This window comes from Ensifer sp. LC163, from assembly GCF_001695855.1.
Classification (GTDB): Bacteria; Pseudomonadota; Alphaproteobacteria; order Rhizobiales; family Rhizobiaceae; genus Ensifer.
In genome coordinates this window covers 538,686-562,841 of sequence record NZ_MBSS01000012.1, presented here as the reverse complement: position 1 = coordinate 562,841, position 24,156 = coordinate 538,686, and the positions used below count along the sequence as shown (strand labels likewise).

21 protein-coding genes are annotated in these 24,156 nt (G+C 62.6%); 12 read left to right on the top strand and 9 right to left on the bottom strand.

Annotation, left to right across the window (positions count from 1 at the left end; all coding sequences use genetic code 11):
- Nucleotides 1–6 precede the first annotated feature (6 nt).
- Genes BC360_RS12670 through BC360_RS12650 form a run of 5 tightly spaced genes read right to left on the bottom strand, consistent with a single transcriptional unit; the run spans nucleotide 7 to nucleotide 4,564 of the window.
- A complete protein-coding gene (locus BC360_RS12670) occupies nucleotides 7–1,194 on the bottom strand; it encodes a thiolase family protein (RefSeq protein WP_065795594.1) in 1,188 nt (395 codons plus the stop codon).
- Entirely contained in the window at nucleotides 1,178–2,680 is a 1,503-nt protein-coding gene (locus BC360_RS12665; protein WP_065795406.1) for a class I adenylate-forming enzyme family protein, read from the bottom strand. The genes BC360_RS12670 and BC360_RS12665 overlap by 17 nt, the downstream gene beginning before the upstream one ends.
- 4 nt (nucleotides 2,681–2,684) lie before the next feature.
- Complete coding sequence (locus BC360_RS12660) at nucleotides 2,685–3,248, bottom strand: biotin transporter BioY (RefSeq protein ID WP_065795405.1); 564 nt, start codon at nucleotides 3,246–3,248, stop codon at nucleotides 2,685–2,687.
- 36 nt (nucleotides 3,249–3,284) lie between these two features.
- Entirely contained in the window at nucleotides 3,285–3,890 is a 606-nt protein-coding gene (locus tag BC360_RS12655) for an energy-coupling factor transporter transmembrane component T family protein (protein WP_083222532.1), read from the bottom strand.
- Entirely contained in the window at nucleotides 3,884–4,564 is a 681-nt protein-coding gene (locus BC360_RS12650) for an energy-coupling factor ABC transporter ATP-binding protein (protein ID WP_065795404.1), read from the bottom strand. Before BC360_RS12650 ends, BC360_RS12655 begins: the two co-directional genes overlap by 7 nt.
- A 114-nt stretch (nucleotides 4,565–4,678) precedes the next feature.
- Between BC360_RS12650 and BC360_RS12645 the strand changes: the two genes are divergently transcribed.
- Complete coding sequence (locus tag BC360_RS12645) at nucleotides 4,679–5,878, top strand: winged helix-turn-helix domain-containing protein (RefSeq protein WP_065795403.1); 1,200 nt, start codon at nucleotides 4,679–4,681, stop codon at nucleotides 5,876–5,878.
- Nucleotides 5,879–5,956: 78 nt separating this feature from the next.
- A complete protein-coding gene (gene tldD / locus BC360_RS12640; RefSeq protein ID WP_065795592.1) occupies nucleotides 5,957–7,372 on the top strand; it encodes a metalloprotease TldD in 1,416 nt (471 codons plus the stop codon).
- A 30-nt stretch (nucleotides 7,373–7,402) separates the two neighbouring features.
- Here the strand turns inward: tldD and BC360_RS12635 are convergent, their stop codons facing one another.
- Complete coding sequence (locus BC360_RS12635; RefSeq protein WP_208858178.1) at nucleotides 7,403–8,662, bottom strand: D-alanyl-D-alanine carboxypeptidase; 1,260 nt, start codon at nucleotides 8,660–8,662, stop codon at nucleotides 7,403–7,405.
- A 307-nt stretch (nucleotides 8,663–8,969) separates the two neighbouring features.
- Between BC360_RS12635 and BC360_RS12630 the strand changes: the two genes are divergently transcribed.
- Nucleotides 8,970–10,019, top strand: a complete 1,050-nt coding sequence (locus tag BC360_RS12630) for a polysaccharide deacetylase family protein (RefSeq protein ID WP_065795402.1) — start codon at nucleotides 8,970–8,972, stop codon at nucleotides 10,017–10,019.
- A 21-nt stretch (nucleotides 10,020–10,040) separates the two neighbouring features.
- Here the strand turns inward: BC360_RS12630 and pdxH are convergent, their stop codons facing one another.
- On the bottom strand, nucleotides 10,041–10,661 hold the full coding sequence (gene pdxH, locus BC360_RS12625; RefSeq protein WP_065782683.1) for a pyridoxamine 5'-phosphate oxidase: 621 nt from the start codon (nucleotides 10,659–10,661) through the stop codon (nucleotides 10,041–10,043).
- 140 nt (nucleotides 10,662–10,801) lie between these two features.
- On the opposite strand from pdxH, the gene BC360_RS12620 reads away from it, so the two are divergent.
- From BC360_RS12620 to BC360_RS12605, 4 genes are all read left to right on the top strand, one after another.
- Nucleotides 10,802–11,254, top strand: coding sequence for an RT0821/Lpp0805 family surface protein (locus tag BC360_RS12620; protein ID WP_065795401.1), 453 nt, complete (start codon nucleotides 10,802–10,804; stop codon nucleotides 11,252–11,254).
- A 217-nt stretch (nucleotides 11,255–11,471) separates the two neighbouring features.
- Entirely contained in the window at nucleotides 11,472–12,530 is a 1,059-nt protein-coding gene (locus BC360_RS12615) for a DnaJ C-terminal domain-containing protein (protein WP_065795400.1), read from the top strand.
- Nucleotides 12,531–12,735: 205 nt separating this feature from the next.
- Nucleotides 12,736–13,554: an enoyl-ACP reductase FabI gene (gene fabI, locus BC360_RS12610; RefSeq protein WP_065782679.1), complete on the top strand. Its 819-nt coding sequence runs from the start codon at nucleotides 12,736–12,738 to the stop codon at nucleotides 13,552–13,554.
- A 49-nt stretch (nucleotides 13,555–13,603) separates the two neighbouring features.
- Nucleotides 13,604–14,188, top strand: a complete 585-nt coding sequence (locus BC360_RS12605) for a histidine phosphatase family protein (protein ID WP_065782677.1) — start codon at nucleotides 13,604–13,606, stop codon at nucleotides 14,186–14,188.
- A 66-nt stretch (nucleotides 14,189–14,254) separates the two neighbouring features.
- Here BC360_RS12605 and BC360_RS12600 read toward each other — a convergent pair whose 3' ends face one another.
- Nucleotides 14,255–14,515: a DUF1344 domain-containing protein gene (locus BC360_RS12600; protein ID WP_053250645.1), complete on the bottom strand. Its 261-nt coding sequence runs from the start codon at nucleotides 14,513–14,515 to the stop codon at nucleotides 14,255–14,257.
- A 298-nt stretch (nucleotides 14,516–14,813) separates the two neighbouring features.
- Between BC360_RS12600 and BC360_RS12595 the strand changes: the two genes are divergently transcribed.
- The 3 genes from BC360_RS12595 to ribB all read left to right on the top strand — a co-directional run bounded on the left by BC360_RS12595 (nucleotide 14,814) and on the right by ribB (nucleotide 20,530).
- Entirely contained in the window at nucleotides 14,814–17,993 is a 3,180-nt protein-coding gene (locus BC360_RS12595) for an EAL domain-containing protein (protein WP_065795399.1), read from the top strand.
- Nucleotides 17,994–18,213: 220 nt separating this feature from the next.
- Nucleotides 18,214–19,314, top strand: coding sequence for a chorismate synthase (aroC, locus tag BC360_RS12590; RefSeq protein WP_065795590.1), 1,101 nt, complete (start codon nucleotides 18,214–18,216; stop codon nucleotides 19,312–19,314).
- A gap of 115 nt (nucleotides 19,315–19,429) precedes the next feature.
- Nucleotides 19,430–20,530: a 3,4-dihydroxy-2-butanone-4-phosphate synthase gene (gene ribB, locus BC360_RS12585; RefSeq protein ID WP_065795398.1), complete on the top strand. Its 1,101-nt coding sequence runs from the start codon at nucleotides 19,430–19,432 to the stop codon at nucleotides 20,528–20,530.
- Nucleotides 20,531–20,664: 134 nt separating this feature from the next.
- On the opposite strand, the gene BC360_RS12580 is transcribed toward ribB, so the two are convergent.
- The gene (locus BC360_RS12580; RefSeq protein WP_053250648.1) at nucleotides 20,665–21,195 is read right to left on the bottom strand and encodes an invasion associated locus B family protein; all 531 of its coding nucleotides are present in this window, start codon (nucleotides 21,193–21,195) and stop codon (nucleotides 20,665–20,667) included.
- A gap of 355 nt (nucleotides 21,196–21,550) precedes the next feature.
- Between BC360_RS12580 and coxB the strand changes: the two genes are divergently transcribed.
- Together coxB and ctaD are read left to right on the top strand one after the other, a co-directional pair.
- Complete coding sequence (gene coxB / locus BC360_RS12575) at nucleotides 21,551–22,435, top strand: cytochrome c oxidase subunit II (protein ID WP_083222531.1); 885 nt, start codon at nucleotides 21,551–21,553, stop codon at nucleotides 22,433–22,435.
- Nucleotides 22,436–22,455: 20 nt separating this feature from the next.
- Nucleotides 22,456–24,144, top strand: coding sequence for a cytochrome c oxidase subunit I (gene ctaD, locus BC360_RS12570; RefSeq protein WP_065782669.1), 1,689 nt, complete (start codon nucleotides 22,456–22,458; stop codon nucleotides 24,142–24,144).
- Nucleotides 24,145–24,156 lie beyond the last annotated feature (12 nt).

Below are 24,156 nucleotides of genomic sequence, written 5' to 3'. Positions count from 1 at the left end.
AGGAAACTATTCGCTGAGCCGCAGGCTGCGGAACAGCGCCACGCTGCCCATGCCGCCGCCGATGCCCATCATCGCAAGGGCCTGCGTTTCCTGCGGGACAACCAGCATCTGCGTAAAAAGCCGCACCACGAGGATCGCGCCGGACGCGCCATAGGGGTGGCCGAGCGCAATGGCGCCGCCATCGAGATTGACCCGCTCCGGTGAAATGTCGAGTTGATCGAGACTGCCGAGCACCTGCGAGGCAAAGGCTTCATTGAACTCGATGAAGTCGATCGCGTCGACATCGAGCGCCGGATTGCGCGCCTTCAGCTTGTCCATCGCCGGAACCGGACCGAGCCCGAGCAGATCTGGGTGCACGCCCGCGGTCGCCGCGTCGACGAATTCGAGCGCGAAGGAAAGCCCCAGGCGGCGCGCTTCGGCAAGGCTGGTCACCAGAACCATCGCCGCACCGTCATTGATCGGGCAGGCATTGCCGGCCGTCACCGTGCCGTCCTTGACGAAGACGGGTTTCAGCCGCTGCAGAGTTTCGAGGGAGGCATTGGCGCGCGGGCATTCGTCCGAGTCGATGGTGCCGGCCGTGGTTTCGATCGGCACGATTTCGCGCGAGAACCGCCCGGCGAGCTGGGCGGCGACGGCGCGGCGCTGGCTTTCGAGTGCAAACGCATCCTGTCTTTCGCGGGAAATGCCGCAGGCTGTGGCGACATTTTCAGCGGCAACGCCCATGTCAGGGTCGCCGATCTCGTCCGGCGCCATGCGTGAGCGCTTGATCGGTTGAGGGTCTTCACCGGGGGTCGTCGGCGGCCTCAGGCGAATATGGGCGCGGCTGGCGCTCTCGGTTCCGCCGGCGAGGTAGAAGCGTCCGGCGCCCGACTGAATGAGCCTGGCGGCAAGCGTGATGGCTTCGAGACCGGCACCGCATTGCCTGTCGATGGTAAGGCCGGGCGTCGATACCGGAAGCCTGGCTTCGAGCGCTGCGAGCCGCCCGAGATTGCCGGCGCAGTTGGCGGCGTTGCCGAGGATGACGTCATCGATCGCATCCGCCGCCAGGTCGACATCCCTAAGGATCCGGCTGATCAGTGGTGCCGCGAGCCGTGCCGGTTCGATTTCCGCGAGCACGCCGCGCACGCGTCCAACAGGCGTGCGCAGGGCCGCGACGATCACCGGGATGCGCGATGGGTCAGACGAAGGGCTCAAGGGCGTCATGTCCGTCCACAATCCATTGCTTGAGGGTGCCGGCCGCCACCTTACCAGATTGTGTCATCGGCAAGGTGCGACAAAGCCAGATTCGACGGGGATGTTTATAGCGCGGCAGATGGTTATCCAGATGACGGTCGAGTGCGGCACGGTCGATTGTAGCAGCATTCGGTTCGATAACGGCGACGAGCTCGCTGCCGAGGTCGGGATGATCAAGCCCGAGAACAAAGGCCGCATGCACATCGGCATGCCCGGCGAGCGTCGCCTCGACCTCCTGCGGGTAGATGTTGTTGCTGCCGGAAAGCACCATGCCGCCGGAGCGACCGACGAGATGCAATGTGCCATCGGCATCGAGGAACCCGAGGTCGCCGACGGTTGCGAGCCTGCCGACGCGCCTGAGCCCCGCACCATCCCCGGCACCGATATAGCCGTTCGAAATCAGGTCGCTGTCGACGAAGATCGTGCCGGTTTCGCCTGGTGGCAGCATCGTTCCGCTCTCGTCGAGCACGGTGAGGCCGACGCCGGGAAAGGCGCGTCCGACGGCGGTCGCCGACGCGGTGTCGCCAGCGCCGGCGACGCTGATGAAACCGAGTTCAGAGGCACCGTAATATTCGATAATGTCAGTCTGGGGAAATGTTCTTGCCGCTGCTGCGCGATCGGCCGGTGTCAGCTTGGCACCGGCAACGGTGATCTTCTGCACCGACGTCAGTGCGTTATGCGAAGGTAATGCAGAGAACCGTCTCAGCATCGTCGGCACGAGTATGAGCCGCCTGACGTCCTGCGAGGCGATGATCTCGGACGCGCGTGCCGCATCGAAATGCGCCATGCCGACGAACTCGGCGCCGACAACCAGCGTTTCGGCAAGCGCATAGAGAGTCAGCCCGTGGGCCAGCGGGCCGGGAGCAAAGGTGCACGTGTCACTGTCGAGGCTAAAAAAGTCCTGCCCGGTCTTCAGGCTGCGTCGCCAGGATCCGCGATCGCGGACGATCGCTTTCGGCATGCCCGTGGTGCCGGAGGTGAAGACGACGAGAAACGGCTCGTCATCGGCGCCGATGGCGATCGGCGCAATGTCTTCGCTTGATACGGCGGTGAAAAACATGCCTTGGCCGGCAGCGGTGGCGTCGAGCCGCAGCCCGCCGCCGTCGGCGCGAACGACGATGTCGGGCCGCAGCAACTCACGCATGGCTTGACGCGTTGCGTCCGGCAGGTGCGGATCGATCAAAGCCACGCAATGACCGCCTGATGTTGCAGCGACGAATGCTGCGGCGAAAAGGGGATGGTTGCCGATCTCCAGAGCGATCAGCGTGGTGGTGCCAGGCAGCACGCTTTTATTCCGGGTATTTGCCGTCAGCCTCCCGAAGGCGGAAACGAGCTGGCCCGCGCAATGCATAAGCTCCCGGAATGTGAAAACCCGGCCCTCCATGCGGAAGGCCGGGGCATGTGGATTTTGTTCCGCGTGGCGCGCAAGGGCGGCGGCAAAGGGCATCGGTTCAGGCGCGAACCGGCAGCAGCGGATAGCCGGCGAAGACGGCCCGTGCGGCAAGCGTCGCGATCGCGGCCTTCAGCAGGTCGCCGGGAAGGAAAGCGAGCGAACCGGTGGCGACGGTCAGGAGTGGCGCTCCGGTGACGGCCGATACCCAGGGCATGCCGATCGCGTAAAGCACGATGATGCCGCCGATGACGGAGGCGAGGAAGAAGCCGACGAACTGGCGGACTTCCGGCTGGCCCTCACGGACGAAGCGCTGCGCAATCAGGCCGGTGACGAAAGTGGCAACGACCCAGCCGAGGATAAAGCCGCCGGACGGGCCGGCAAACACGGCAAGACCGCCACGACCGCCTGATAGCACCGGCAGGCCGATGGCGACGAGCAGAAGGAACAGGAGGAAGGCGAAAGCGCCGCGCTTGGCGCCGAGAATGCAGCCGGCGAGCATAACGCCCATGGACTGTGCGGTGATCGGCACGGGAATGAAGCCGAGCGTGATCGGCGGAATGAGGCCGAGCACGACGACGATCGCGGCAAAGAGAGCGATAAGGACGAGGTCTCTGGTGTTCATGCTGTTCCTGTTCCTTGTTTATTAGGGTGTGCGAATTTATTGACGGCGAAAACCACGGGCGTCAATCGCTGCAGCGATCGTATCCGCATCTTTGAGCGTCAGGATGATCAGCGGCCCGATGATCGTCAACGGCCGCACCGGCAGCCCGCGCGCCCGGTGCGCTTCGCGAATGGCCTGGTAGCGCGAAAAAATGTCGGGCACAAAGCGCAGCACGAGCCCGAGCGCCAGGCTGACATCGGCGGCACGCACCCATCCCAGGCGTTCGAAAGGCGTCAGCAGCACCGTGATCTCGTCCATGAAAGCGCCGATGGTCGTCGTCGCCGTTACCGCTGCTGCAAAAAGCACCAGCGCCATCAGCCGCAGGGTCAGCACGGCCACTTCGCTCAAGGGGAGGAGGAAGAGGTTCACGGCCGCGAGGAAGAAGATCGTGAAGAAGACGAAGCCGACGCGTTTCAGCGCCTCGCGCCAGGAAAGGCCGGCCGAGAGATAGAGCCCACCCGAAATCACAAACGCCGTCAGTTGCACAAGGAGCGAGCCGCTGAGGAAAAGCAGAATGCTGAGCGCCACCAGTGCCAAAAGCTTCGCGCGCACCGGAAGGCGGTGCAGCCAGCTGTTGCCCTCGATGTGCAGGCTCGTCAGCATCCGGCGATCTCATGATAATGGCGGATCGTTTCTTGCGGCGCGCCATCCGCGGCAAGCCGCCCCTCGTGGAAGAGCAGCAGGCGCTCGACATTCTCGACCAGCGGCAGGTCGTGAGTGATGACGAGCGTATCTTCGTCCAGCGTCGCGATCTTGTCGGCGACGCGCCGCCGATTGCGCAGGTCGAGCTGGTTGGTCGGTTCGTCGAGGATCAGGATCTTCGGATCCGTGACGACGACGCTGGCCATGGCGATCAGCTGGGTCTCGCCGCCGGAGAGTTCGTGCACGCGCCGCCGCGCCAGGTGCTCGACGCCAAAGCGCAACAGCACGGCTTGCGTCCGCTTCTCGATCTCCTCGCCCTTGAGGCCGCGATTCTTCAGGCCGAAGCCGATGTCGTCGGCAACGACGGGCATGATCAGCTGGTGCTGCGGATTCTGGAAGATGAAGCCGGCTTCGGAAAGCACGGCACGCTCGTCCTTGACCGTATCGAGGCCGTTGACGGTAACGCTGCCGAGCGAGGGTTTGACGAGGCCGTTGATCAGCCGGGCGAAGGTCGTCTTGCCGGAGCCGTTGAGGCCGATGATGCCGACGCGCCTTTCGGTGATCGTCAGCGTCAGCGGCTGCAGAGCCACCCGTTCGCCGAAGCGGACCGAGCAATCGGTAAAGCGGATGTCCATCCCGTCCCTCGCGGTTTGCGGTTTGCTCTATAGGCCAAGTCGGCGGACAAGGGCAATGCAGTTTGAATCAAGCTTCAGTTTGAAATATGGGAATAAAAGCCTATTCTTTCCGTCATGACGATTCGGCTTTCCAATAGCGATGCCCGGCGCATCTTTCTCGCAAAGCAGGGGCTTTCCGGCGCGCCGCACCGCGCGCTAGGCAAGGATGGTCTGCTGAAGCTGATCCACGACATCGGCTTCGTCCAGGTCGACAGCATCGCCACGGTGGAACGCGCCCATCACCAGATCCTGTTCGCGCGCAACCAGACCTATCGTCGCGAACATCTGACATCGCTGCTCGAAGACGATCGCGAGCTGTTCGAGCACTGGACCCATGACGCCTCCATCATCCCCAGCAGCTTCTTTCGCTACTGGAAACACCGCTTCAAATGGGAAGGCGAGACCATCGTCGACCGCTGGAGCAAATGGCGTGGCGAAGGCTTTGAGAAAGGCTGCGACGAAACCTATGAGCGCATCGCCAAGGGCGGGCCGGTGCTTGCCCGCGATCTCAAGGAAGCCGAGCACGAGTCCGGCGGCTGGTGGAACTGGCATCCGTCGAAGACTGCGCTTGAGGTGCTGTGGCGCACCGGCAGACTAGCCATTGCCCGGCGCGAGAATTTCCAGAAGGTCTACGACCTGACCGAGCGGGTGATCCCGCCGCATCACTGGGATGGCGAGGTGGAGCATCACGAGTTCATCGACTGGGCCTGCCGCAGCGCGCTCGAGCGTCTCGGCTTTGCTACCCATGGCGAGATCGCTGCCTTCTGGGATCTGGTCTCTCCGGACGAGGCGAAGAGCTGGGTGGCGGAACATCGCGACGAACTGATCGATGTGTCGATCGAGCCGATCGACGGCGGCAAGCCACGGTCGTCCTATACGCTTGCCGGCCCTCCCGACGGACTTGGCGACATTCCCGACCCGCCGGGCCGCGTGCGTGTTCTGAGCCCGTTCGATCCTTTGCTGCGTGACCGCAATCGCACCGAGCGGCTGTTCGGTTTCTTCTATCGCATCGAGATCTTCGTGCCCGAGCCGAAGCGGGAATATGGCTATTATGTCTTCCCGCTGATCGAGGGCGACCGCCTGATCGGCCGCATCGACATGAAGGCCGATCGCAAGCGTGGCAGCCTCGACGTGCGTCGGCTCTGGCTCGAGCGCGGGATCAAGCCGTCGTCCGGTCGCATGGAGCGGATCGACGCGGAACTCGAACGCGTCGCCCGCTTCGCCGGCGTCGAGCGTATCGAACGCCTCGATGGCTGGAACGCTTCGCTCGCCTGATCGAGATTTCCCTTGGCTTGAACCCCTGGCCTTCCTAAATGAAGGCCAACGAATTTTATGACGCGGGAGCGCACGACCATGAACACCGATCTGATGAGCCTCTTCGATGCCGACGAGGCGGCGATCCGCAAGGTTCTGTCGGAGACGCTTGCCGGCGCCGACGATGGCGAACTGTTTCTCGAGCATGCCCAGGCCGAAGTGCTCTCCTTCGACAACGGCCGCCTGAAGGGCGGCAGCTTCAACACCGATCAGGGGTTTGGGCTGCGCGCCGTTGCGGGCGAATCTGTCGGCTATGCGCACGCCGGCGAATTGTCGTTGGCCGCACTTCGCCGTGCGGCGGATGCTGTCGGCCAGGTGACGCGCGGTCATGCAGGCTCCTATGCGGCGGCGCCGCAACGCACCAACAAGAAGCTCTATGGCGACGAGAACCCGATCGGCGCGCCGAGCTTCGAGGCGAAGGTCGCGCTCCTGCAGGAAATCGACGCCTATCTGCGCGCGAGCGACCCCAAGGTCCGGCAGGTGACGGCCTCGATCGCCGCGAGCTGGCAGCTCGTCGATATCCTGCGCGCCGACGGCCACCGGGTTCAGGACATCAGGCCGATGACGCGCATCAACATCTCGGTGGTCGCCGGCGATGGCGACCGCCAGGAAAGCGGCTCCTACGGCATCGGCGGGCGTCGCGGCTTCGGCGACTTCATCACCGAGGAAAACTGGAAGAAGGGCGCCGACGAGGCGCTGCGCCAGGCGCTCGTCAATCTGGATGCGATCGACGCGCCGGCCGGCACCATGGACGTGGTGCTGGCCTCGGGCTGGCCGGGCGTGATGCTGCACGAAGCCGTCGGCCACGGCCTTGAAGGCGACTTCAACCGCAAGAAGACCTCGGCCTTTGCCGGTTTGCTCGGCGAACAGGTCGCTGCAAGGGGCGTCACCGTCGTCGACGACGGCACGATCGAGGCGCGTCGCGGCTCGATCTCGATCGACGATGAGGGCACGCCATCGGGCTACAACGTGCTGATCGAGGACGGCAAGCTCGTCGGCTACATGCAGGATCGCCAGAACGCCCGCCTGATGGGCATGCAGCCGACCGGCAACGGCCGGCGCCAGGGTTATGCCCACGTGCCGATGCCGCGCATGACCAACACCTACATGCTGTCCGGCGACCGGACGCCTGAGGAAATCATCGCCTCGGTGAAAAGAGGCATCTATGCCGTCTCCTTCGGCGGCGGCCAGGTGGACATCACCTCCGGCAAGTTCGTCTTCGGCTGCACCGAGGCCTACATAATCGAGAACGGCAAGATCGGCGCGCCGGTCAAGGGCGCGATGCTGATCGGCAATGGCCCCGATGCAATGAAGCGCGTGACGATGGTCGGCAACGACACCAAGCTCGACACCGGCATCGGCAATTGCGGCAAGGCCGGGCAGTGGGTGCCGGTCGGCGTCGGCCAGCCGCATCTGCGCATGGACCAGATCACCGTGGGCGGCACGCAGGCCTAACGCCGATGGCGTTCTCCGCGTGGCCCTCCGTTAGCCTCGCGCGGGCAGCAGCATGCAGTCGTAGGAACGCTTCTTCAGCCTCTCGCAGGCGGAGGCTGCCGCGTCGCGGCTGCTGAAGCCGACGAAGCGGGCGCGATAGACGGTGCCGGCACCTTTGCCGACCGCTTCCGTATAGGGAGAGGCTTCCGCCAGCATGTCACCACCGACCATTTGCGCCTGTGCCAGTAGCGCACGGGCGGCCTCGGCCGATGGTGCCGCCGAGATCTGGATCTGCCAGCGGCCGGCGGCTGGAACGGCGGCGCTGGTTTCGACTTCGACCATGGCCGTCGGCCGCTCGGCCGGGACGATCGCTGCTGATGACGCTGCAATCAATGCCGCAACGCTGTCGCCTTTGGCGCGATGCGGCGCCGTATAGGGTAGCGGTACGTCCGACATCGTTGCGGCGGACACGACCTCGACTGCAGTCGTGCTGCGCGTCTTGGATGCGGCCACGAACTGGCGGCCGTTGGACGCCTTGCCGACATGGCGGTTCAGCAGGGCCGCCATCTTGTCGTCGCGGCTGCGCGCCGTGCGCCCGCCCATCACGACGCCGATGACGCGGCGGTTGCCGTCCCTGACGGCGCTGACCAGATTGAAGCCCGAGGCATTGGTGTAGCCGGTCTTGATCCCGTCCATGCCGTCATAGCGGTACATCAGATTGTTGTGCCCGCGGATCTTGCGACCGCGGAACGTAAAGCTCGGCGTGGAAAACAGCCGGTATTCCCTAGGGTAGTCGCGCATCAGCGCCACCGCCAGCGTCGACATATCGCGTGCGGTCGTCACCTGCTTGCTTGCGGGCAGACCGGATGCGTTGATGAACACCGTGCGGCTCATGCCCAGCTGGCGGGCCTTGGCGGTCATTTTCCTGGCGAAGTTCTGCTCCGAACCGCCGAGCTTTTCGCTCATCGCGGCGGCTGCGTCGTTGGCCGAACGAACGATCATGCCATAGACCGCCTCGCGCACGGTGATCGTGCTGCCAGGCTTCAAGCCCAGCTTCATCGGCGGCTTGGCGGCCGCCGCCTTCGACACCTTGATCTTGCTGTCCCAGCTGATCTCGCCGCGCCGAAGCGCCTCGAAGGTGAGATACAGCGTCATCATCTTGGTGAGCGATGCCGGGTGGTTCAGCGTATCCGCATTTTCCGACGACAGGACCTTGCCCGTGCGTGCATCGAGCACCAACGAAGCGCTCCCGGCAAATGCCGTCGCAGACCCCAACGCGAGGGCGCACATCGCCAGCAGGAGGCGGCGGATAGTTTTCATGTCGGTCCCCATCGAAATGCGCCGTCGGGCAGGCCCACAGCTGTGTCGTTTTGCGACAAGGCCGTGTCTTTGCTGCAACTTTGAGGCAGAATGCGCTTTTTCCCTGCGACTTTCGTCGGGGTGGTAAACCAAAAATTAACGCCACCGTCCTTCAGCAAGGTTTAACGCTCGCGCCGTTAACCTCCATGGTGGCGCGCCAGATCTGACGCGCAAAGGACGCTGCAACACCTTTCCCTTGAAGCAATGTTGATCAAGAGACTTGTGCAGCAGCCGATAGGGCTGGATTGAATGGACTGATATGGCGGGCGGTATCACGGCAGGCATCAAGACGAGGACGCGACGCGCGGCGATCGCCGGCGGGCTCGAGCTGGCAGGCGGTCTAAGCCGCGCCGGCCTGATGGCGGATGCGCGCGGACGCGGCGCCATCTTCACCCTGCATCACGTCCGGCCGCCGGTTGCTCGTGCTTTTGATCCGAACGCTCATCTCGAAATCACCCCGGAGTTTCTCGATACGGCGATCGCCCAGTTGAAGCGGGGCGGCTATCGCTTCATCGCGCTCGACGACCTGCCGACGGCGCTTGTCGACAAGGACAATGCGCCCTTCGCCTGCTTCACCCTCGACGACGGTTACCGCAACAATCTCGACCATGCCCTGCCAGTCTTCACGCGGCACGGCATACCGTTCACCGTTTTCGTGACCGGCGGGTTCGTCGACCGCACACATACGCTCTGGTGGGAAACGCTGGCCGACCTGCTGTCAGCAACAAGCCGGTTCCGGTTCGATTTCGGTAGCGGCGTAGAGGTGCTGGAGGTTGAAAGCGCCGCGGACAAGCAGGCGGTGTTTGGCCGCATGGCCGGCTATATCCACAGCCGTGATGAAAGCTCTGCCGTCGCCGCGCTCGACGCGTCGGCACTGGAGCATGGGATCGATGCTGCGGCGATCGCCAAAGCGCTGACGCTTGATGAAACCGGTCTCCGTTGCCTCAGTGAAAGTCCGCTCGCCAGCCTCGGGGCGCACACGATCAGTCACCGCGCGGTCGCGCGGCTCAGCGAAGATCATGCCGTCCAAGAGATCGAGGCGTCCGCCGCCCGCATCGAAGCGATTGCGGGCAAGAGACCGCGCAGCTTTGCCTATCCCTACGGTGATCGCCCGGCTGTCTCGCCGCGCGATCACAGGCTTGTCGCCGATCTGGGGTTTACGATCGCCGTCACCACCATGCCGGGCACAATAGCGGAGGCGGCGGCGTTGCATGCCTTGCCGCGCATTTCGCTCAACGGCCACTTCCAGCGCGCCCGTTATGTCTCGGCGCTCGCCTCGGGGATTCCGTTTCGGCTCGCCCGCGGTTAGCCACAGCGGGGGGATCGCCCGTCAGGGGTACATCCGCACCTTTTCCCAGCCGCCTTCGGGTACATCGCGGCGAAACTCCAGGCGGTCGTGCAGCCGGAACGGCCGGTCGTGCCAGAACTCGATCGAGGTCGGACGGATGCGAAAGCCGGACCAGTATTCCGGACGGGGGATTTCGCCGAGCGCATGGCGGGCGGTAAATTCGGCAACCGCCTTTTCGAGCGCGAAGCGGCTTTCGAGCGGGCGGGACTGTTTCGACGCCCAGGCGCCGATGCGGCTGCCGCGTGGGCGCGACTTGAAATACTCGTCCGCCTCGGCCTCCGAGACGATTTCGACGGGTCCGCGCACCCGCACCTGGCGCCGGAGCGACTTCCAGTGAAAACACATGGCGGCCTTCCGGGAGCTGAGAATTTCGCGGCCCTTCTGGCTCTCGAAATTGGTGTAGAAGACGAAGCCGCGTTCGTCGAAATCCTTGAGCAGAACCATGCGCACATTCGGCAGTCCATCGGGGTCGACGGTCGCCAGCGCCACGGCGTTCGGGTCGTTGATCTCGCTGCCTTCCGCGTCTTTCAGCCATGTGCCGAAAAGGGAAAAGGGCTCATTTGCTTCCGTGAAGTCACCGCTTGTTAACTCATTCACCGCCATATTGCCTTCTAACGCCGTGATGTCTGGCGCGGAAACGCTTCGGGATGAGCCCGATCGGTGTTTCCGCATCGAAAATGTCAGAGCCTGCTTGTTGACTTCCTCGGGAAACGTGCGGCTCTTGCGAGTCTGACAGGATTGCCGTGCAAGACATAGCAAAGTGGATCGATGGCAAGAAGGGGTATTCCTTCTCAGTGATGCGTGGCGCGGCAATTTGCCTGCCAGTGCTCATCCTGTCTGGTTGCATGGGAGCCGGCTTCGACATGTTCGGCAGCGGCGTCGATCGCACGGTTTCGACAGGCACCGTTCCCGTTGCCAAGACCTCCGATGGCCTTTCCGATGCGGTCCTGGTTCGCAACGCGGTCACCTCAGCCGAACTCGGGCAGGGGTCGCTCAACCCTATTCCCTGGGCCAATTCGTCTTCCGGCAGCGCCGGCGTCATCAGCAGCATTCAGGAAGACAATGCCAGCGGCATGCTTTGCCGCCGGTTCACCACGACCCGCCACTCCTATGAGGGCATCGCCAAGTTCGACGGCAGCACCTGCCAGCTCGGCGATGGAGAGTGGTACCTCACCAGCTTCGGCCCGCGTGCCTGAAATCCTGTGTTAACCACATTTCGGCAAACCACAGCAGGAACGGCTCGATCTGCGTTTTGAACTGGTCCGCCGTTCCTCTCGGCTAACCGATATTTAGCAAGTTCTGCCCATCCTCGCCCGTGAACGGGACATGCCATCCTTACGCTTGGTCCCCGGTTTTGAGGCATAAGGCGGGCATCCGGGAGAGGCCGCCGATCAGAGAAAATGGTAGCAAGCCATGCGTGATCCCTATGCAATCCTCGGCGTCCGGCGCACGGCCGGTCAGGACGAAATCAAGGCGGCGTGGCGCTCGGTCGCCAAGGCGATCCATCCCGACCACAACCAGGACGACCCGACAGCCGCCGAACGCTTCGCCGAGGCCGGCAAGGCCTATGAGCTGCTGCGCGACCCGAAGCTGAGAAGCCGCTACGACTATGCCCGGCGTGAAGCCGAGCTGCGCCGCATGGAGGCGATGAAGGCGAAGCTGCGCGGCTCAGAGCCGGAGGAGCAGCCGGTCGACGCGGAAACCGCCGAGGAGGCGGTCTCGCAGATTTTTGGCACGGAGACGCGTGCAAGAACCGCCAAGCCTGCCCCGAAGCCGGCTGCGACGAAGGCCCCGGAAAGACCCGCTGTGGCTCCCGAGCCGAAGCCTGAACCCGCCAGCGAGCCGAAGCAGGAGGCGGTCGCCAAGACGGAGCCGCCGCTGATGCAGCGCGCCGCAGCACCGGCCGCGGAACTCGTCGCTGCCATCGTCAGGCGTATTCGTGGCCGGGCGGCCAAGACCGCCGATAAGGTTCCTGATCTCTCTGTCGATCTGACTGTGACCATCCAGGATCTGATCGATCGTCAACGCCTGTCCCTGGAATTGCCCGATGGTGAAACCGTCAAGGTCCAGATACCGCCGGGTGCCGTCGACGGACAGACGGTCCGCCTGGCAGAGCAGGGGTACCGCGTCACCGGCATGACGCGCGGCGATGTCGTCGTCACCCTGCGTGTCGACCAGAGCGGTTCCTTCCGCACCAATGGGCTGGACCTGTTGACGACGTTGCCCGTCGATCTGCAGAGCGCCGTCCTGGGCTGCGAGCATGTCATCGCCACGCCGGTCGGCGAGGTGACGGTCGTGGTCCCGGCCTGGTCCGGCTCCGACAAGGTCATCCGCATCGAAGGCTTCGGGCTGCCGGGTGCCTATGGCGCGCGCGGCGATCTGCTGGTCGAATTGCGGCTCGTCTTGCGCGACACGCCGGACGACAAGGTCACCGACCTGATGAAATCGCTGCGCGACGGCCTTTATTTGTGACGGATTGTTGACACGCTGAACCAATATTACGGGGACTAACAGTTCCTGATCTCGGCCGCGCTTGAACCACCGGGGCGGCTATGCCATAGGCAATTCTCGACAATTTGCCGCACGTGCGCCGACAGCGCCGGTCTGGCGTTTTTGAATTTTGTGAAGTCTGGCGTCGGCCGTCGTCGATGCCGGCAGACAGTATTGGGGACAATGCATGGCTCAGGCATCGGGTTTGATGAAGGGCAAGCGTGGCGTCATCATGGGCGTCGCGAATAATCGTTCGATCGCATGGGGGATCGCAAAGGCCATCCATGCCCAAGGCGGCGAAGTTGCGCTTACCTATCAGGGCGATGCACTGAAGAAGCGCGTCGAGCCGCTCTTGGCGGAAATCGACGGCTTCATGGCGGGCCACTGCGACGTCAGCGACGAAGCCTCCATCGATGAGGTTTTCTCTACGCTTGAAAAGCATTGGGGCAAGATCGACTTCGTCGTTCACGCGATCGGCTTCTCCGACAAGGACGAATTGACCGGACGCTACGTCGACACGTCGCCGGAAAACTTCGCCAAGACGATGCAGATCTCGGTCTATTCCTTCACCTCGGTTGCCCGTCGCGCTGAAAAGCTGATGACGGACGGTGGCTCGATGCTGACGCTGACCTACTACGGCGCCGAGAAGGTCATGCCGAACTACAACGTCATGGGTGTCGCCAAGGCTGCGCTCGAAGCGAGCGTCAAGTATTTGGCGGTCGACCTCGGTCCGAAGAACATTCGCGTCAACGCGATCTCTGCCGGCCCGATCAAGACGCTGGCCGCCTCCGGTATTGGCGATTTCCGCTATATCCTGAAGTGGAACGAGTACAACGCACCGCTGCGTCGCACCGTCACCATCGAGGAAGTGGGCGATGTCGGCCTCTACATGCTGTCCGACCTGTCGCGCTCGGTCACGGGTGAAGTCCACCACGCCGACAGCGGCTACCATGTCGTCGGTATGAAGGCTGTCGACGCTCCGGATATCTCCGTCATCAAGGATTGATCGGCGCCGCCCACCGGCCCGAACAGCCTCCTGCCCGGAGCGAGATGTTGTGCTGATCTATGTGATCCGTCACGGACAAACGGACTGGAATGCGGAAAGCCGCCTCCAGGGGCAGAAGGACATCCCCCTCAACGACACCGGTCGCCAGCAGGCGACCGGAAACGGGATTGCGCTTGGCGCGATCCTCGGGGCCGACGCCGCGCAGTTCGACTTTGTCGCCAGCCCGCTCGGTCGCACCCGTGAAACCATGGAACGCCTTCGCCGGGCCATGGATCTCGACCCCACCGCCTACCGCACCGATGACCGGCTGAAGGAAGTCTCCTTCGGCGATTGGGAAGGCTTCACGCTGCCGGAGTTGAAGCGGTCCGTGCCGGAGCGCATTGCCGAGCGACGCAAGGTGAAATGGGATTTCATCCCGCCCGGCGATGACGCCGAAAGCTACGAGATCCTGTCCTGGCGGGTTGCCGCATGGCTCAAGGGCGTGAACAAGCCGACGGTCTGTGTCAGCCACGGCGGCGTCATCCGGGCGCTGTTCAAGCTTTTTGGTGAGATGGACGAAGATGAGGCGGCAACCGCTGCCATCCCGCAAGATCGTCTGTTGCGCATTGCCGGGAACACGATCGGCTGGATCTGAGGCTTCGGCGTGCCGGGTCAGTACACCCCCGCCCCTCGAGGGGCGGGACTTGGCTCTTAAATGGTCCTACTGGACGATTTCCAGGTCGTTGATCACGCGCTTGCCGTCGACCTCGGTATAGAACACGAGAACCTTTACGCCGGCGGTGAGACCTTCGAAGTTGAATTCTTCAGGCGCCTGGTAGCTCTTGCCGTCGTCGAGCTGGAGGCTGAGGCGATCGGTATCGACGCCGGTGATGACAGCCTCCACGTCGGCACTTTCGGCAAGGGCCGACAAAGGCGAAAGCAAGCCGGCGGTGGCCATGAGCGCGGCAATGACAAAACGCATCTTTCTTGCCCTCTTCAATGTATCTGCGATTCTTCTTGTCATCACCCTTTGATCCCCGATTGTGGCAAAAATTGCCTTGCACCGTAGCTTTTGACAGGCATTTCCCCCGTTTTTGGGGCTGCCCGGCCGGTCGAGGGAGACTGAACGCCAAACGTGCAGTTTTCAAGCGTTCTGCCGGTGGCGCCGGCGGTGCTTCCGTATTGTATCCCCATGAATTGTAGGGTTTTCCAAAGAAATGTGACGAAAGCCAATCTTAAGACTCGATCGCTACCTTCGGTTGGGGATCGAGGGGAATAGAGTGAAGATTGTTGACGTTCTGCGCCAACGCATTCGGGCGGCAGCCAGATTTGCGAAACCGTCGCTGATACCGGCTGCCATTGCCGGTATCGTCGTCTTCAGCGGCGGCCACGTCTATGAGCGCCAAAACCGCGAAAACTTCCGAAGCGATCTGAGGATCGACGTCGAGAATGAACTGAACCTCATTGCCAATCGGCTCCAGGCGGAGGTCAACACCAACATCGCTGCCCTCAACGGTTTCGCCAACAGCATCGGCGTTCATCCTGAGATGACCGCCGACGATTTCACGATCATGTCGACCAAGCTCTTGCTGCAGAACCCGCAGATGGTGCGCGCGTCGGCGGCCCCTGGCGGCGTCGTTCGCATCGCCTTTCCCCGCGAAAGCCAGCAATGGTTCGTCGGCACCGACTTCAGCAAGTTCGGGGCGACCCGCCGGGCGGTAGAAAGGGCGTCATCCACGGTGAAGCCGGTCATGATCGGTCCTATCCGACTGCCGAGCGGACGCAACGGCTTTGAACTTTTCCTGCCCGTCTTCGCCAAGATCCAGGGCCGCATGGAACGATGGGGCTATGTCGAAGCAATCATCGATGAAAGAGCCCTTTATCGATCCGCCCGCCTGCTTGAGGAAGTTGTCGAAACGCCGGAGTTCACCGGTAACCACCGCCATGTCGATGTACATCTCGCGATTCGCGACGTTTCGGAGCCGGAGCGCATCCAGGATGCCTTCTTCGGCGATGACGGTGTCTTTCGAGCGGCGCCGGCCAAGCGCCAACTCGTTCTGCCTGGCGGCGTCTGGGAGTTGGCGGCAACACCGATCGGTGGCTGGGAACAGTTGCCCGAAAACAGCAAAGACCTGCGGCTGGCGATTGCGGCAGCGCTCGCCGTCGTCGTCATTCCCATCCTGCTGACGGGCGGCCTGGTCAACGAGCGCCAGCGCAACATCGCCAAGCTCAGGGCGCGTGAAGGCGAAGTGATGACGCTTTCGCATCGCCTCAACCTGGCGCTCGAGGCCTCCAAGATCGGTATATGGGAAATCGACCAGGCAACGCAGGAGCGCTCCTGGGACGAGCGCATGTTCCATCTGCATGGGCTTAGCGTCCATGATGATGAGCCGACCTACGATGAATGGCGCTCGACCGTGCACCCGGATGATGCCGGGATCGCCGCCAACGCGCTCTTCCGCAGCCTCGATGAGGGCCTGGAGTACCGGTCCCAGTATCGGGTGGTGGTAGCTGACGGCAACATACGCCATATCCGCAACGTCGGTTCGGGCCATCAGGGGGTCGACGGTCGCTCGAAGATCACCGGCATCAGCTGGGACGTGACCGATGACGTTTTGAAGAGCGAAAGGTTGGGGGCTGCCAAGGCCCAGGTTGACCAGCAGAACCTGGAACTCGAGCAGGCCCTGAAGGGGCTTTACGAGCGCGAGCAGGATCTTGAGAAACTGTCGCGTCGGCTCGACCTGGCGCTCGATTCCTATCGTTGCGGCATGTGGGAGGCCGATCTCGACAGCAACGTCACCTATTGGGACGAGCGTATGCACCAGCTCTACGGGCTGGTCTATACCGATGGCGCCACCACCGAAGAAACCTGGCTCAATGCGTTGCATCCGGACGATCGCGGATCCGCACTATCAGCCGTCAATACTGCGATCGGTGCCCGCGAAACCTATGTCCACCAGTCCCGCGTGGTTCTGGCGGAAGGGGCCGTTCGCCACATCCGCTCGGTCGGCAAGTTGCATGTCTCGCCGGAGGGGCGCAGGAAGCTGGTCGGCATCGCGCTTGATGTCACCGACGACGTGGTGATGACCGAACAATTGCGCGCCGCCAAGGCGATGGCCGACGCCAAAAATGCCGAGCTCGAACAGGCGCGGATCCGCATCGAACACAATTCGCTGCACGATCCGCTGACCGGCCTCGGCAATCGCCGCATGCTGGACAAGGCGCTTGAGCGCCTGACCGGCCAGAGCGCCGATGCGCCCCAGAGTATCGCCATCCTTCACATCGACCTTGATCGTTTCAAGCAGATCAACGACACGCTCGGCCACGCGGCCGGCGATGCGATGCTTGTTCATGCGTCAGAGATCCTGCGCTCCAACATTGCGCCTGCTGATATCGTGGCGCGCATCGGCGGCGACGAATTCGTCGTCGTCGTAACCGGCGCGCCGGGCGATGCGGCACTTGCGGCGCTGTGCGACCGGATCATCGCGGAAATGCGCCAACCCGTCGATTACAACGGGTTTCCCTGTCGCTTCGGGGTCAGCATCGGCGTTGCCGTGGCGCGCCAGGCGCACGCCGACGCGCGCAAGCTTCTCGTCAATGCCGACATGGCGCTCTATCGCGCGAAGGAGAACGGCCGCAACCGCTATCAGTTCTTCACCCAGATCCTCCAAGCCGAAGTCGTCACCGCCAAGCGCGTAGCCGATGAAATCCTCGAGGGCATCGAGCGCGACGAGTTCGTGCCCTGGTACCAGCCGCAATTCGATGCCTCGACATTGGCGCTCTCCGGCGTTGAGGCGCTCATCCGCTGGCGCCATCCGCGCCAGGGCATTCTGACGCCGGACAAGTTCCTGGCGATCGCCGATGAACTGAACGTCACCGCGGCCCTCGACCGCCTCGTCCTGGAGAAATCGCTGGCCGACCAGATGCGATGGGCGGCCGCCGGCCTGCGGGTTCCGAAGATTTCCGTCAATGTGTCGGCCAAGCGCCTGCAGGACGAGCGGCTGCTCGCCTCGCTCGAGGGCCTGAGCATCGTGCCGGGGCAGCTTTCCTTCGAACTGGTGGAATCCATCTTCCTCGATGAAAGCGACGATATCGTCACCGCCAACATCGAGGGCATCAAGAAGCTCGGCATCGACATCGAGATCGACGACTTCGGCACCGGCCATACGTCGATCGTCAGCCTGCTCAAGATCAAGCCGAAGCGACTGAAGATCGACCGGCAGCTCGTGATTCCGGTGCTCAGCGCCCGTACCGAACAGGCGCTGATCCGGTCGATCATCGACATTGCCCGTTCGCTCGGCATCGAGACTGTGGCCGAGGGGGTGGAGACCATGGCTCATGCCGAAATGATCGGCATTCTCGGCTGCGATCTGCTGCAGGGCTATGCCTTCTCCAAGCCGCTGAGCGCGGAGAGCTTCTTGGCATTCGCGACGGAGCGGGGGCTCAGGCTCGCCTCCTGAGGCGGGCGCAAAGGCAGAGTGGATGTCCCGCAAAAGCCTGTGGCGGTGTTGCGGGACATGCATAAGAACAGGGGCCGACGCGCGACAAGCGAATCCTAGAGATCGCGACGCGCTTTAGCGGTGATCGGAAAGACTTTCCCCTGTCCCGGCTTTCCACTAAGAGAGTGGTGTCCGTACATGAAACATGTACGTCCGTTGCTTCTCAGAGTTCGGTTGCCTCATGTCTCACAATACTTTCGGTCACCTCTTCCGCGTCACCACCTGGGGGGAAAGCCACGGCCCGGCGCTCGGCTGCGTGGTGGATGGTTGCCCGCCCGGCATTCGTTTCACGCTGGCCGAACTGCAGGCCTGGCTCGACAAGCGTAAGCCCGGCCAGTCGCGGTTCGTCACGCAGCGCCGTGAGGACGATCTCGTCAAGGTTCTTTCCGGCGTGATGCTGGATGAGGACGGCGAGACGATGATCTCCACCGGCACGCCGATCTCGATGCTGATCGAAAACACCGACCAGCGCTCGAAGGATTATTCGGAGATCTCCAAGCGCTATCGACCGGGGCATGCCGACTACACCTACGACGTCAAATACGGCATTCGCGACTACCGCGGCGGCGGCCGATCGTCGGCGCGCGAAACGGCAGCGCGCGTTGCTGCCGGTGGTATCGCCCGCAAGGTGGTGCCGGGTCTCGTCGTGCGCGCCGCGCTGGTTCAGATCGGCAAACACAAGATCGACCGCGCCAACTGGGATTGGACCGAGGTCAACAATAACCCGTTCTTCGCGCCGGATCCGGCGATCGTGCCCGTCTGGGAGGAATATCTCGATGGTATCCGCCAGTCCGGGTCGTCCATCGGCGCCGTCGTCGAGGTCGTGGCCGAGGGCGTGCCGGCCGGCATCGGAGCGCCGATCTATGCCAAGCTGGACCAGGACATTGCCGCAAACCTGATGTCGATCAACGCCGTCAAGGGCGTCGAGATTGGCAACGGTTTCGGTGCCGCCGAAATCACCGGCGAGGAAAATGCCGACGAGATGCGCATCGGTGACGACGGCAAGCCGGTCTTCCTCTCCAACAATGCCGGCGGTATTCTTGGTGGCATTTCAACCGGCCAGCCTGTCATCGCCCGCTTTGCGATCAAGCCGACCTCCTCTATCCTCACCGAGCGTCGTTCGATCGACAGTGACGGTAACGAGGTGGATGTGCGCACCAAGGGGCGTCATGACCCTTGCGTCGGCATTCGCGCCGTGCCGATCGGCGAGGCGATGGTTGCCTGCACGATTGCGGACCACTACCTGCGTGACCGTGGCCAGACCGGCCGGCTTACTGCATAATTCCTTAAATCGGAACCGATTTAAGGACAAAATTATGCAGCAACTCAAAGTGTTACAGCGACCTTTGCGCGTCTAAATGGACGCGCGGCGCTGTAAGTAATTCGGGAAGAAAAAGATGTCCTATGACCAGAAGCGTGTCGTTGATGCCATCCGTGCCTTCGAAGCCGGCGAGATTGTCGTCGTCACCGACGATGGCGGCCGCGAGAACGAAGGCGACCTGATCGTTGCCGCTGTCCATTGCACGCCGGAGAAGATGGCCTTCATCGTGCGCCACACCTCGGGCATCGTCTGCACGCCGATGCCGCGCGAGGAGGCAAAACGCCTCAACCTCAACGCCATGGTGGCGGAGAACGACTCGGCGCACACCACCGCCTTTACCGTGTCGGTCGACTTCAAGCACGGCACGACCACCGGCATCTCAGCCGACGATCGGACGCTGACGGTGCGCAACCTCGCCAACCCCAATGTCGGGCCGACCGATTTCGTGCGTCCGGGCCATATCTTCCCGCTGGTCGCCCGCGAAGGCGGCGTTCTGATGCGTTCGGGCCACACGGAGGCCGCCGTCGATCTCTGCAAGCTCGCAAGCCTGCCGCCGATCGGCGTCATCTGCGAACTGGTCAATGATGACGGTACCGTCACGCGCGGCCCGCAGGTCAGCGCCTTTGCCGAAAAGCATGGTTTGAAGCAGGTCTCGGTCGCCGACCTGATCGCCTACCGCCAGCGCAAGGAAACGCTGATTGAGCAAGGCGGCTCGTTCGACATCGAGACACCGTACGGCGAGGCCAAGGGACATTCCTATTCGTTGCCCTGGGATCCGATGCAGCATCTTGCCGTCGTCTTCGGCGACATCCGTGACGGTGTCGATATTCCGGTTCGCCTGCACCTTGAAAATGTCGGCGCCGACGTGTTCGGCAAGGACTGCCAGATCGACCGGATCATGAAGCGCATGGCCGAAGAGGGCAGGGGCGTCATCGTCTATCTGCGCGAAGGTTCGGTCGGCGTCGGCGTGTCGCAGACCGCCCGCAAGGGTAAACATGATCGCGAAGCCCATGACGAGGCGCAGGCCCGTGAAAGCGAATGGCTGGAGATCGGCCTCGGCGCGCAGATCCTGAAGGATCTCGGCATCAGCTCCATCCGTCTGATCGCCTCGCGCGAGCGCCACTATGTCGGCCTCGAAGGCTTCGGCATCAAGATTGCCGCGACCGACATTATCTAACCCGTTTTCCATCATTCCGATCGATGAAGCCCGGACGAAAGTCCGGGCTTCTTTGTTTTGCCTGCTTCTTCGCGGCGGAAATGAAAAAGCCGCGCACGAGACGCGGCTTCGAAAGCGGTTTGTAATGGCTGCCTTTACGGCAGGGCGTCGTAGCCTTCGCCGAAACCTTTGAGATCGACCGGAATGCCGATGCCTTCTTCCGGCGACTGGAAGACGATGAAGGTCGCCGTCGCGCCGGAGCGGAAGGTCTTCAACAGTTCGTCTTCAAGCACGACCTCGGCATAGCAGCCGTCGGAGAAGCAGCGCACGAAATAGGCGCGGCCGATATCCTTGCCGTCGACATTGAGGCCGAGGCCGTTCGGAAGCAGTACGCCGAGCGGCGCCAGAACGCGCAGGATCTTCGCCTTGCGGTCGGCGGTCTTGAGCACGACGACCGAGAGGCCGACTTCCGGCCGGTCTTCGGCGATGACGTTCTGCATCAGGGCGCATTGGTCGGCCGATGCACCTGCCGGCTGATCGCAGACGATTGACCATGCACCATGGTTGGACTTGACCGTTCCGGGCGCGCCAGCGGGTTGTTGGGCAGCACTCGCCGTGGGAAGGGCGAGAACGGCAAATCCGAGAGCGGCAAGAGCCGACAGTCGGGAGAAAAGGGGCAGGCCCATGTAAACCTCAAAACGTCGAATCATCAGGGCTATTCTTGAAGCGCGCAGGGAGAAATGAAAAGCCCTGTGGGGTACATTCCAGCGCCATATGGCGGAAATTGGGCTCGCGGAGCGCCATTGTCGCGCTGACGTGGCGTGATAGCGCCGTCGGCGGCGCAGAACGAGGCATATAAGTCGATTCGCCTGGGGTTCCGAGGGGTGCCTGTGAGAAAAGTCGCATTTGTGCAAAAATGCCGCATGGGGTTGATTGCACAGATGTTGCGGCGCTGGGCAAACTGTGGTTTGAAGCGCTGCAGTATCGCAGGGATTCTGCGTTTCGGTTTGATCCTGATCAAGCGCATTGGGGAGACATATTGTGAAAAACAAGGCTTATGCAGTTATGGCAGCGCTTGCCTGTCTGCTTTTTGCTTCGAGCGCCTTTGCTGACAAGCCTGTCGATTGGCAGACGAACTTTCAGACGGCTGCGACGGGCATTATGGAAGAAATCACGTGGTTTGAGCACTATACCCTGTGGTTCATCATTCCGATCACTCTCTTTGTCCTCCTGCTGCTGATTGTCGTGGTGGTCAAATTCCGTGAGAGCGCCAACCCGGTTCCCTCCAAGACCAGCCACAACACCGCTATCGAAGTTGTCTGGACCGTCGGTCCGGTCATCATCCTGCTGTTCCTGGCAATCCCGTCCTTCCAGCTTCTGACGGCGCAGCTGACGCCGCCGGCCAATCCTGATCTGACGGTCAAGGCGACGGGCAACCAGTGGTACTGGTCCTATGAATATGAAGTCGGCGAAAGCCCGCTCTCCTTCGACAGTCTGCTGATGAAGGAAGAAGATCGCGCAAGCCTCGGCAAGGAAGACAAGGTCGAGTATCCGCGCCTTCTCGCCGTCGACAACGAAGTCGTCGTTCCGGTCGGCAAGACCGTTCGTCTGCTCGTCACCGCTGCCGATGTCATCCACGCCTTCGCAATGCCCGCCTTCGGCGTTAAGATCGATGCCGTTCCCGGCCGCCTGAACGAGACCTGGTTCAAGGCTGACCGCGAAGGCCTCTACTACGGCCAGTGTTCCGAGCTTTGCGGCAAGGACCACGCCTATATGCCGATCGCCATCCGCGTTGTTTCGCAGGAAAAATACGACGCCTGGCTCGCTGCCGCCGCAACCAACATCGGCGACGCGAACAAGGCGCTCATGGCGTCCATCGACGGCGCGGCCAAGGCCGTTGACGTCGCCGCCAACGCCGCACAGTAATCGGAAGGGGAGCTCGACCCATGGCTGGAACAGCCGTTCATCACGACCAACGCCATGATCACTCCGATCATGGCCACGCAGACCACGCGCACAAGCCGCTGACCTTCTTTCAGCGCTGGTTTCTGTCGACCAACCACAAGGACATCGGCACGCTCTACCTGATCTTCGCGATCATCGCGGGCATCATCGGCGGCACGCTGTCGGTGTTCATGCGCGCCGAGCTGCAGGAGCCGGGCATCCAGATCTTCCACGGCCTGGCGCAGATGGTCTACGGCTTCGAGGGCGACGCTGCCATCGACGGCGGCAAGCACATGTTCAACGTGTTCACGACCGCGCACGCGCTCATCATGATCTTCTTCATGGTCATGCCAGCGCTGATCGGTGGCTTCGCCAACTGGATGGTTCCGATCATGATCGGTGCGCCTGACATGGCGTTCCCGCGCATGAACAACATCTCCTTCTGGCTGATCATTCCGGCCTTCCTGCTGGTCCTGCTTTCGATGTTCGTCGAAGGTCCGGCGGGCGCCTATGGCGCTGGGGGCGGATGGACGATCTATCCACCGTTCTCGACGTCGGGCATGCCTGGGCCGGCGATGGATCTTGTGATCCTCGGCCTGCACATTGCCGGCGCGTCGTCGATCCTCGGTGCGATCAACTTCATCACCACGATCCTGAACATGCGCGCTCCCGGCATGACGCTGCACAAGATGCCGCTGTTTGCCTGGTCGGTTCTGATCACCGCCTTCCTGCTTCTGCTCTCGCTGCCGGTTCTGGCAGGCGGCATCACCATGCTCTTGACGGACCGCAACTTCGGCACGGCCTTCTTCGCGCCTGAGGGCGGCGGCGACCCGATCCTGTTCCAGCACCTGTTCTGGTTCTTCGGTCACCCGGAAGTGTACATCCTGATCCTGCCGGGCTTCGGCATCGTCAGCCACATCGTTTCCACCTTCTCGCGCAAGCCGATCTTCGGCTACCTCGGCATGGCCTACGCCATGGTCGCGATCGGCGCCGTCGGCTTCATCGTGTGGGCGCACCACATGTACACCGTCGGCATGTCGCTCGACACGCAGCGCTACTTCGTCTTCGCGACGATGGTCATCGCTGTTCCGACGGGCGTTAAGATCTTCTCGTGGATCGCGACGATGTGGGGTGGTTCGATCCGCTTCACGACCCCGATGGTCTGGGCGATCGGCTTCATCTTCCTGTTCACCGTCGGTGGCGTCACGGGCGTCCAGCTCGCCAATGCCGGCCTCGACCGTTCGCTACACGACACCTACTACGTGGTTGCTCACTTCCACTACGTTCTGTCGCTCGGCGCCGTGTTCGCGATCTTCGCCGCCTGGTACTACTGGTTCCCGAAGATGACCGGCTACATGTACTCCGAGTTCCTCGGCAAGCTGCACTTCTGGGTCATGTTCATCGGCGTGAACCTGATCTTCTTCCCGCAGCACTTCCTGGGCCTCGCCGGCATGCCGCGCCGCTACATCGACTATCCGGATGCCTATGCCGGCTGGAACATGGTGTCGTCCTACGGCTCGTACATCGCGGCCGTCGGCGTGCTGATCTTCCTCTTCTGCGTTGCCGAAGCCTTCGCCAAGAAGCGCGTCGCTGGCGACAATCCGTGGGGCGAGGGTGCGAACACGTTGGAATGGCAGCTGTCTTCGCCGCCCCCGTTCCACCAGTGGGAACAGCTCCCGCGCATCAAGTGATGGGAAAGAAAC

What these genes read in the sequence shown, in the direction of transcription:
- ctaD (WP_065782669.1), top strand. Translation starts at nt 22,456, where the DNA reads ATGGCTGGAACAGCCGTTCATCACGACCAACGCCATGATCACTCCGAT.
- BC360_RS12660 (WP_065795405.1), bottom strand. Translation starts at nt 3,248, where the DNA reads ATGAACACCAGAGACCTCGTCCTTATCGCTCTCTTTGCCGCGATCGTC.
- BC360_RS12650 (WP_065795404.1), bottom strand. Translation starts at nt 4,564, where the DNA reads ATGGACATCCGCTTTACCGATTGCTCGGTCCGCTTCGGCGAACGGGTG.
- BC360_RS12580 (WP_053250648.1), bottom strand. Translation starts at nt 21,195, where the DNA reads ATGGGCCTGCCCCTTTTCTCCCGACTGTCGGCTCTTGCCGCTCTCGGA.
- BC360_RS12655 (WP_083222532.1), bottom strand. Translation starts at nt 3,890, where the DNA reads ATGCTGACGAGCCTGCACATCGAGGGCAACAGCTGGCTGCACCGCCTT.
- BC360_RS12665 (WP_065795406.1), bottom strand. Translation starts at nt 2,680, where the DNA reads ATGCCCTTTGCCGCCGCCCTTGCGCGCCACGCGGAACAAAATCCACAT.
- ribB (WP_065795398.1), top strand. Translation starts at nt 19,430, where the DNA reads ATGTCCTATGACCAGAAGCGTGTCGTTGATGCCATCCGTGCCTTCGAA.
- aroC (WP_065795590.1), top strand. Translation starts at nt 18,214, where the DNA reads ATGTCTCACAATACTTTCGGTCACCTCTTCCGCGTCACCACCTGGGGG.
- BC360_RS12615 (WP_065795400.1), top strand. Translation starts at nt 11,472, where the DNA reads ATGCGTGATCCCTATGCAATCCTCGGCGTCCGGCGCACGGCCGGTCAG.
- fabI (WP_065782679.1), top strand. Translation starts at nt 12,736, where the DNA reads ATGGCTCAGGCATCGGGTTTGATGAAGGGCAAGCGTGGCGTCATCATG.
- BC360_RS12600 (WP_053250645.1), bottom strand. Translation starts at nt 14,515, where the DNA reads ATGCGTTTTGTCATTGCCGCGCTCATGGCCACCGCCGGCTTGCTTTCG.
- BC360_RS12645 (WP_065795403.1), top strand. Translation starts at nt 4,679, where the DNA reads ATGACGATTCGGCTTTCCAATAGCGATGCCCGGCGCATCTTTCTCGCA.
- pdxH (WP_065782683.1), bottom strand. Translation starts at nt 10,661, where the DNA reads ATGGCGGTGAATGAGTTAACAAGCGGTGACTTCACGGAAGCAAATGAG.
- tldD (WP_065795592.1), top strand. Translation starts at nt 5,957, where the DNA reads ATGAACACCGATCTGATGAGCCTCTTCGATGCCGACGAGGCGGCGATC.
- BC360_RS12630 (WP_065795402.1), top strand. Translation starts at nt 8,970, where the DNA reads ATGGCGGGCGGTATCACGGCAGGCATCAAGACGAGGACGCGACGCGCG.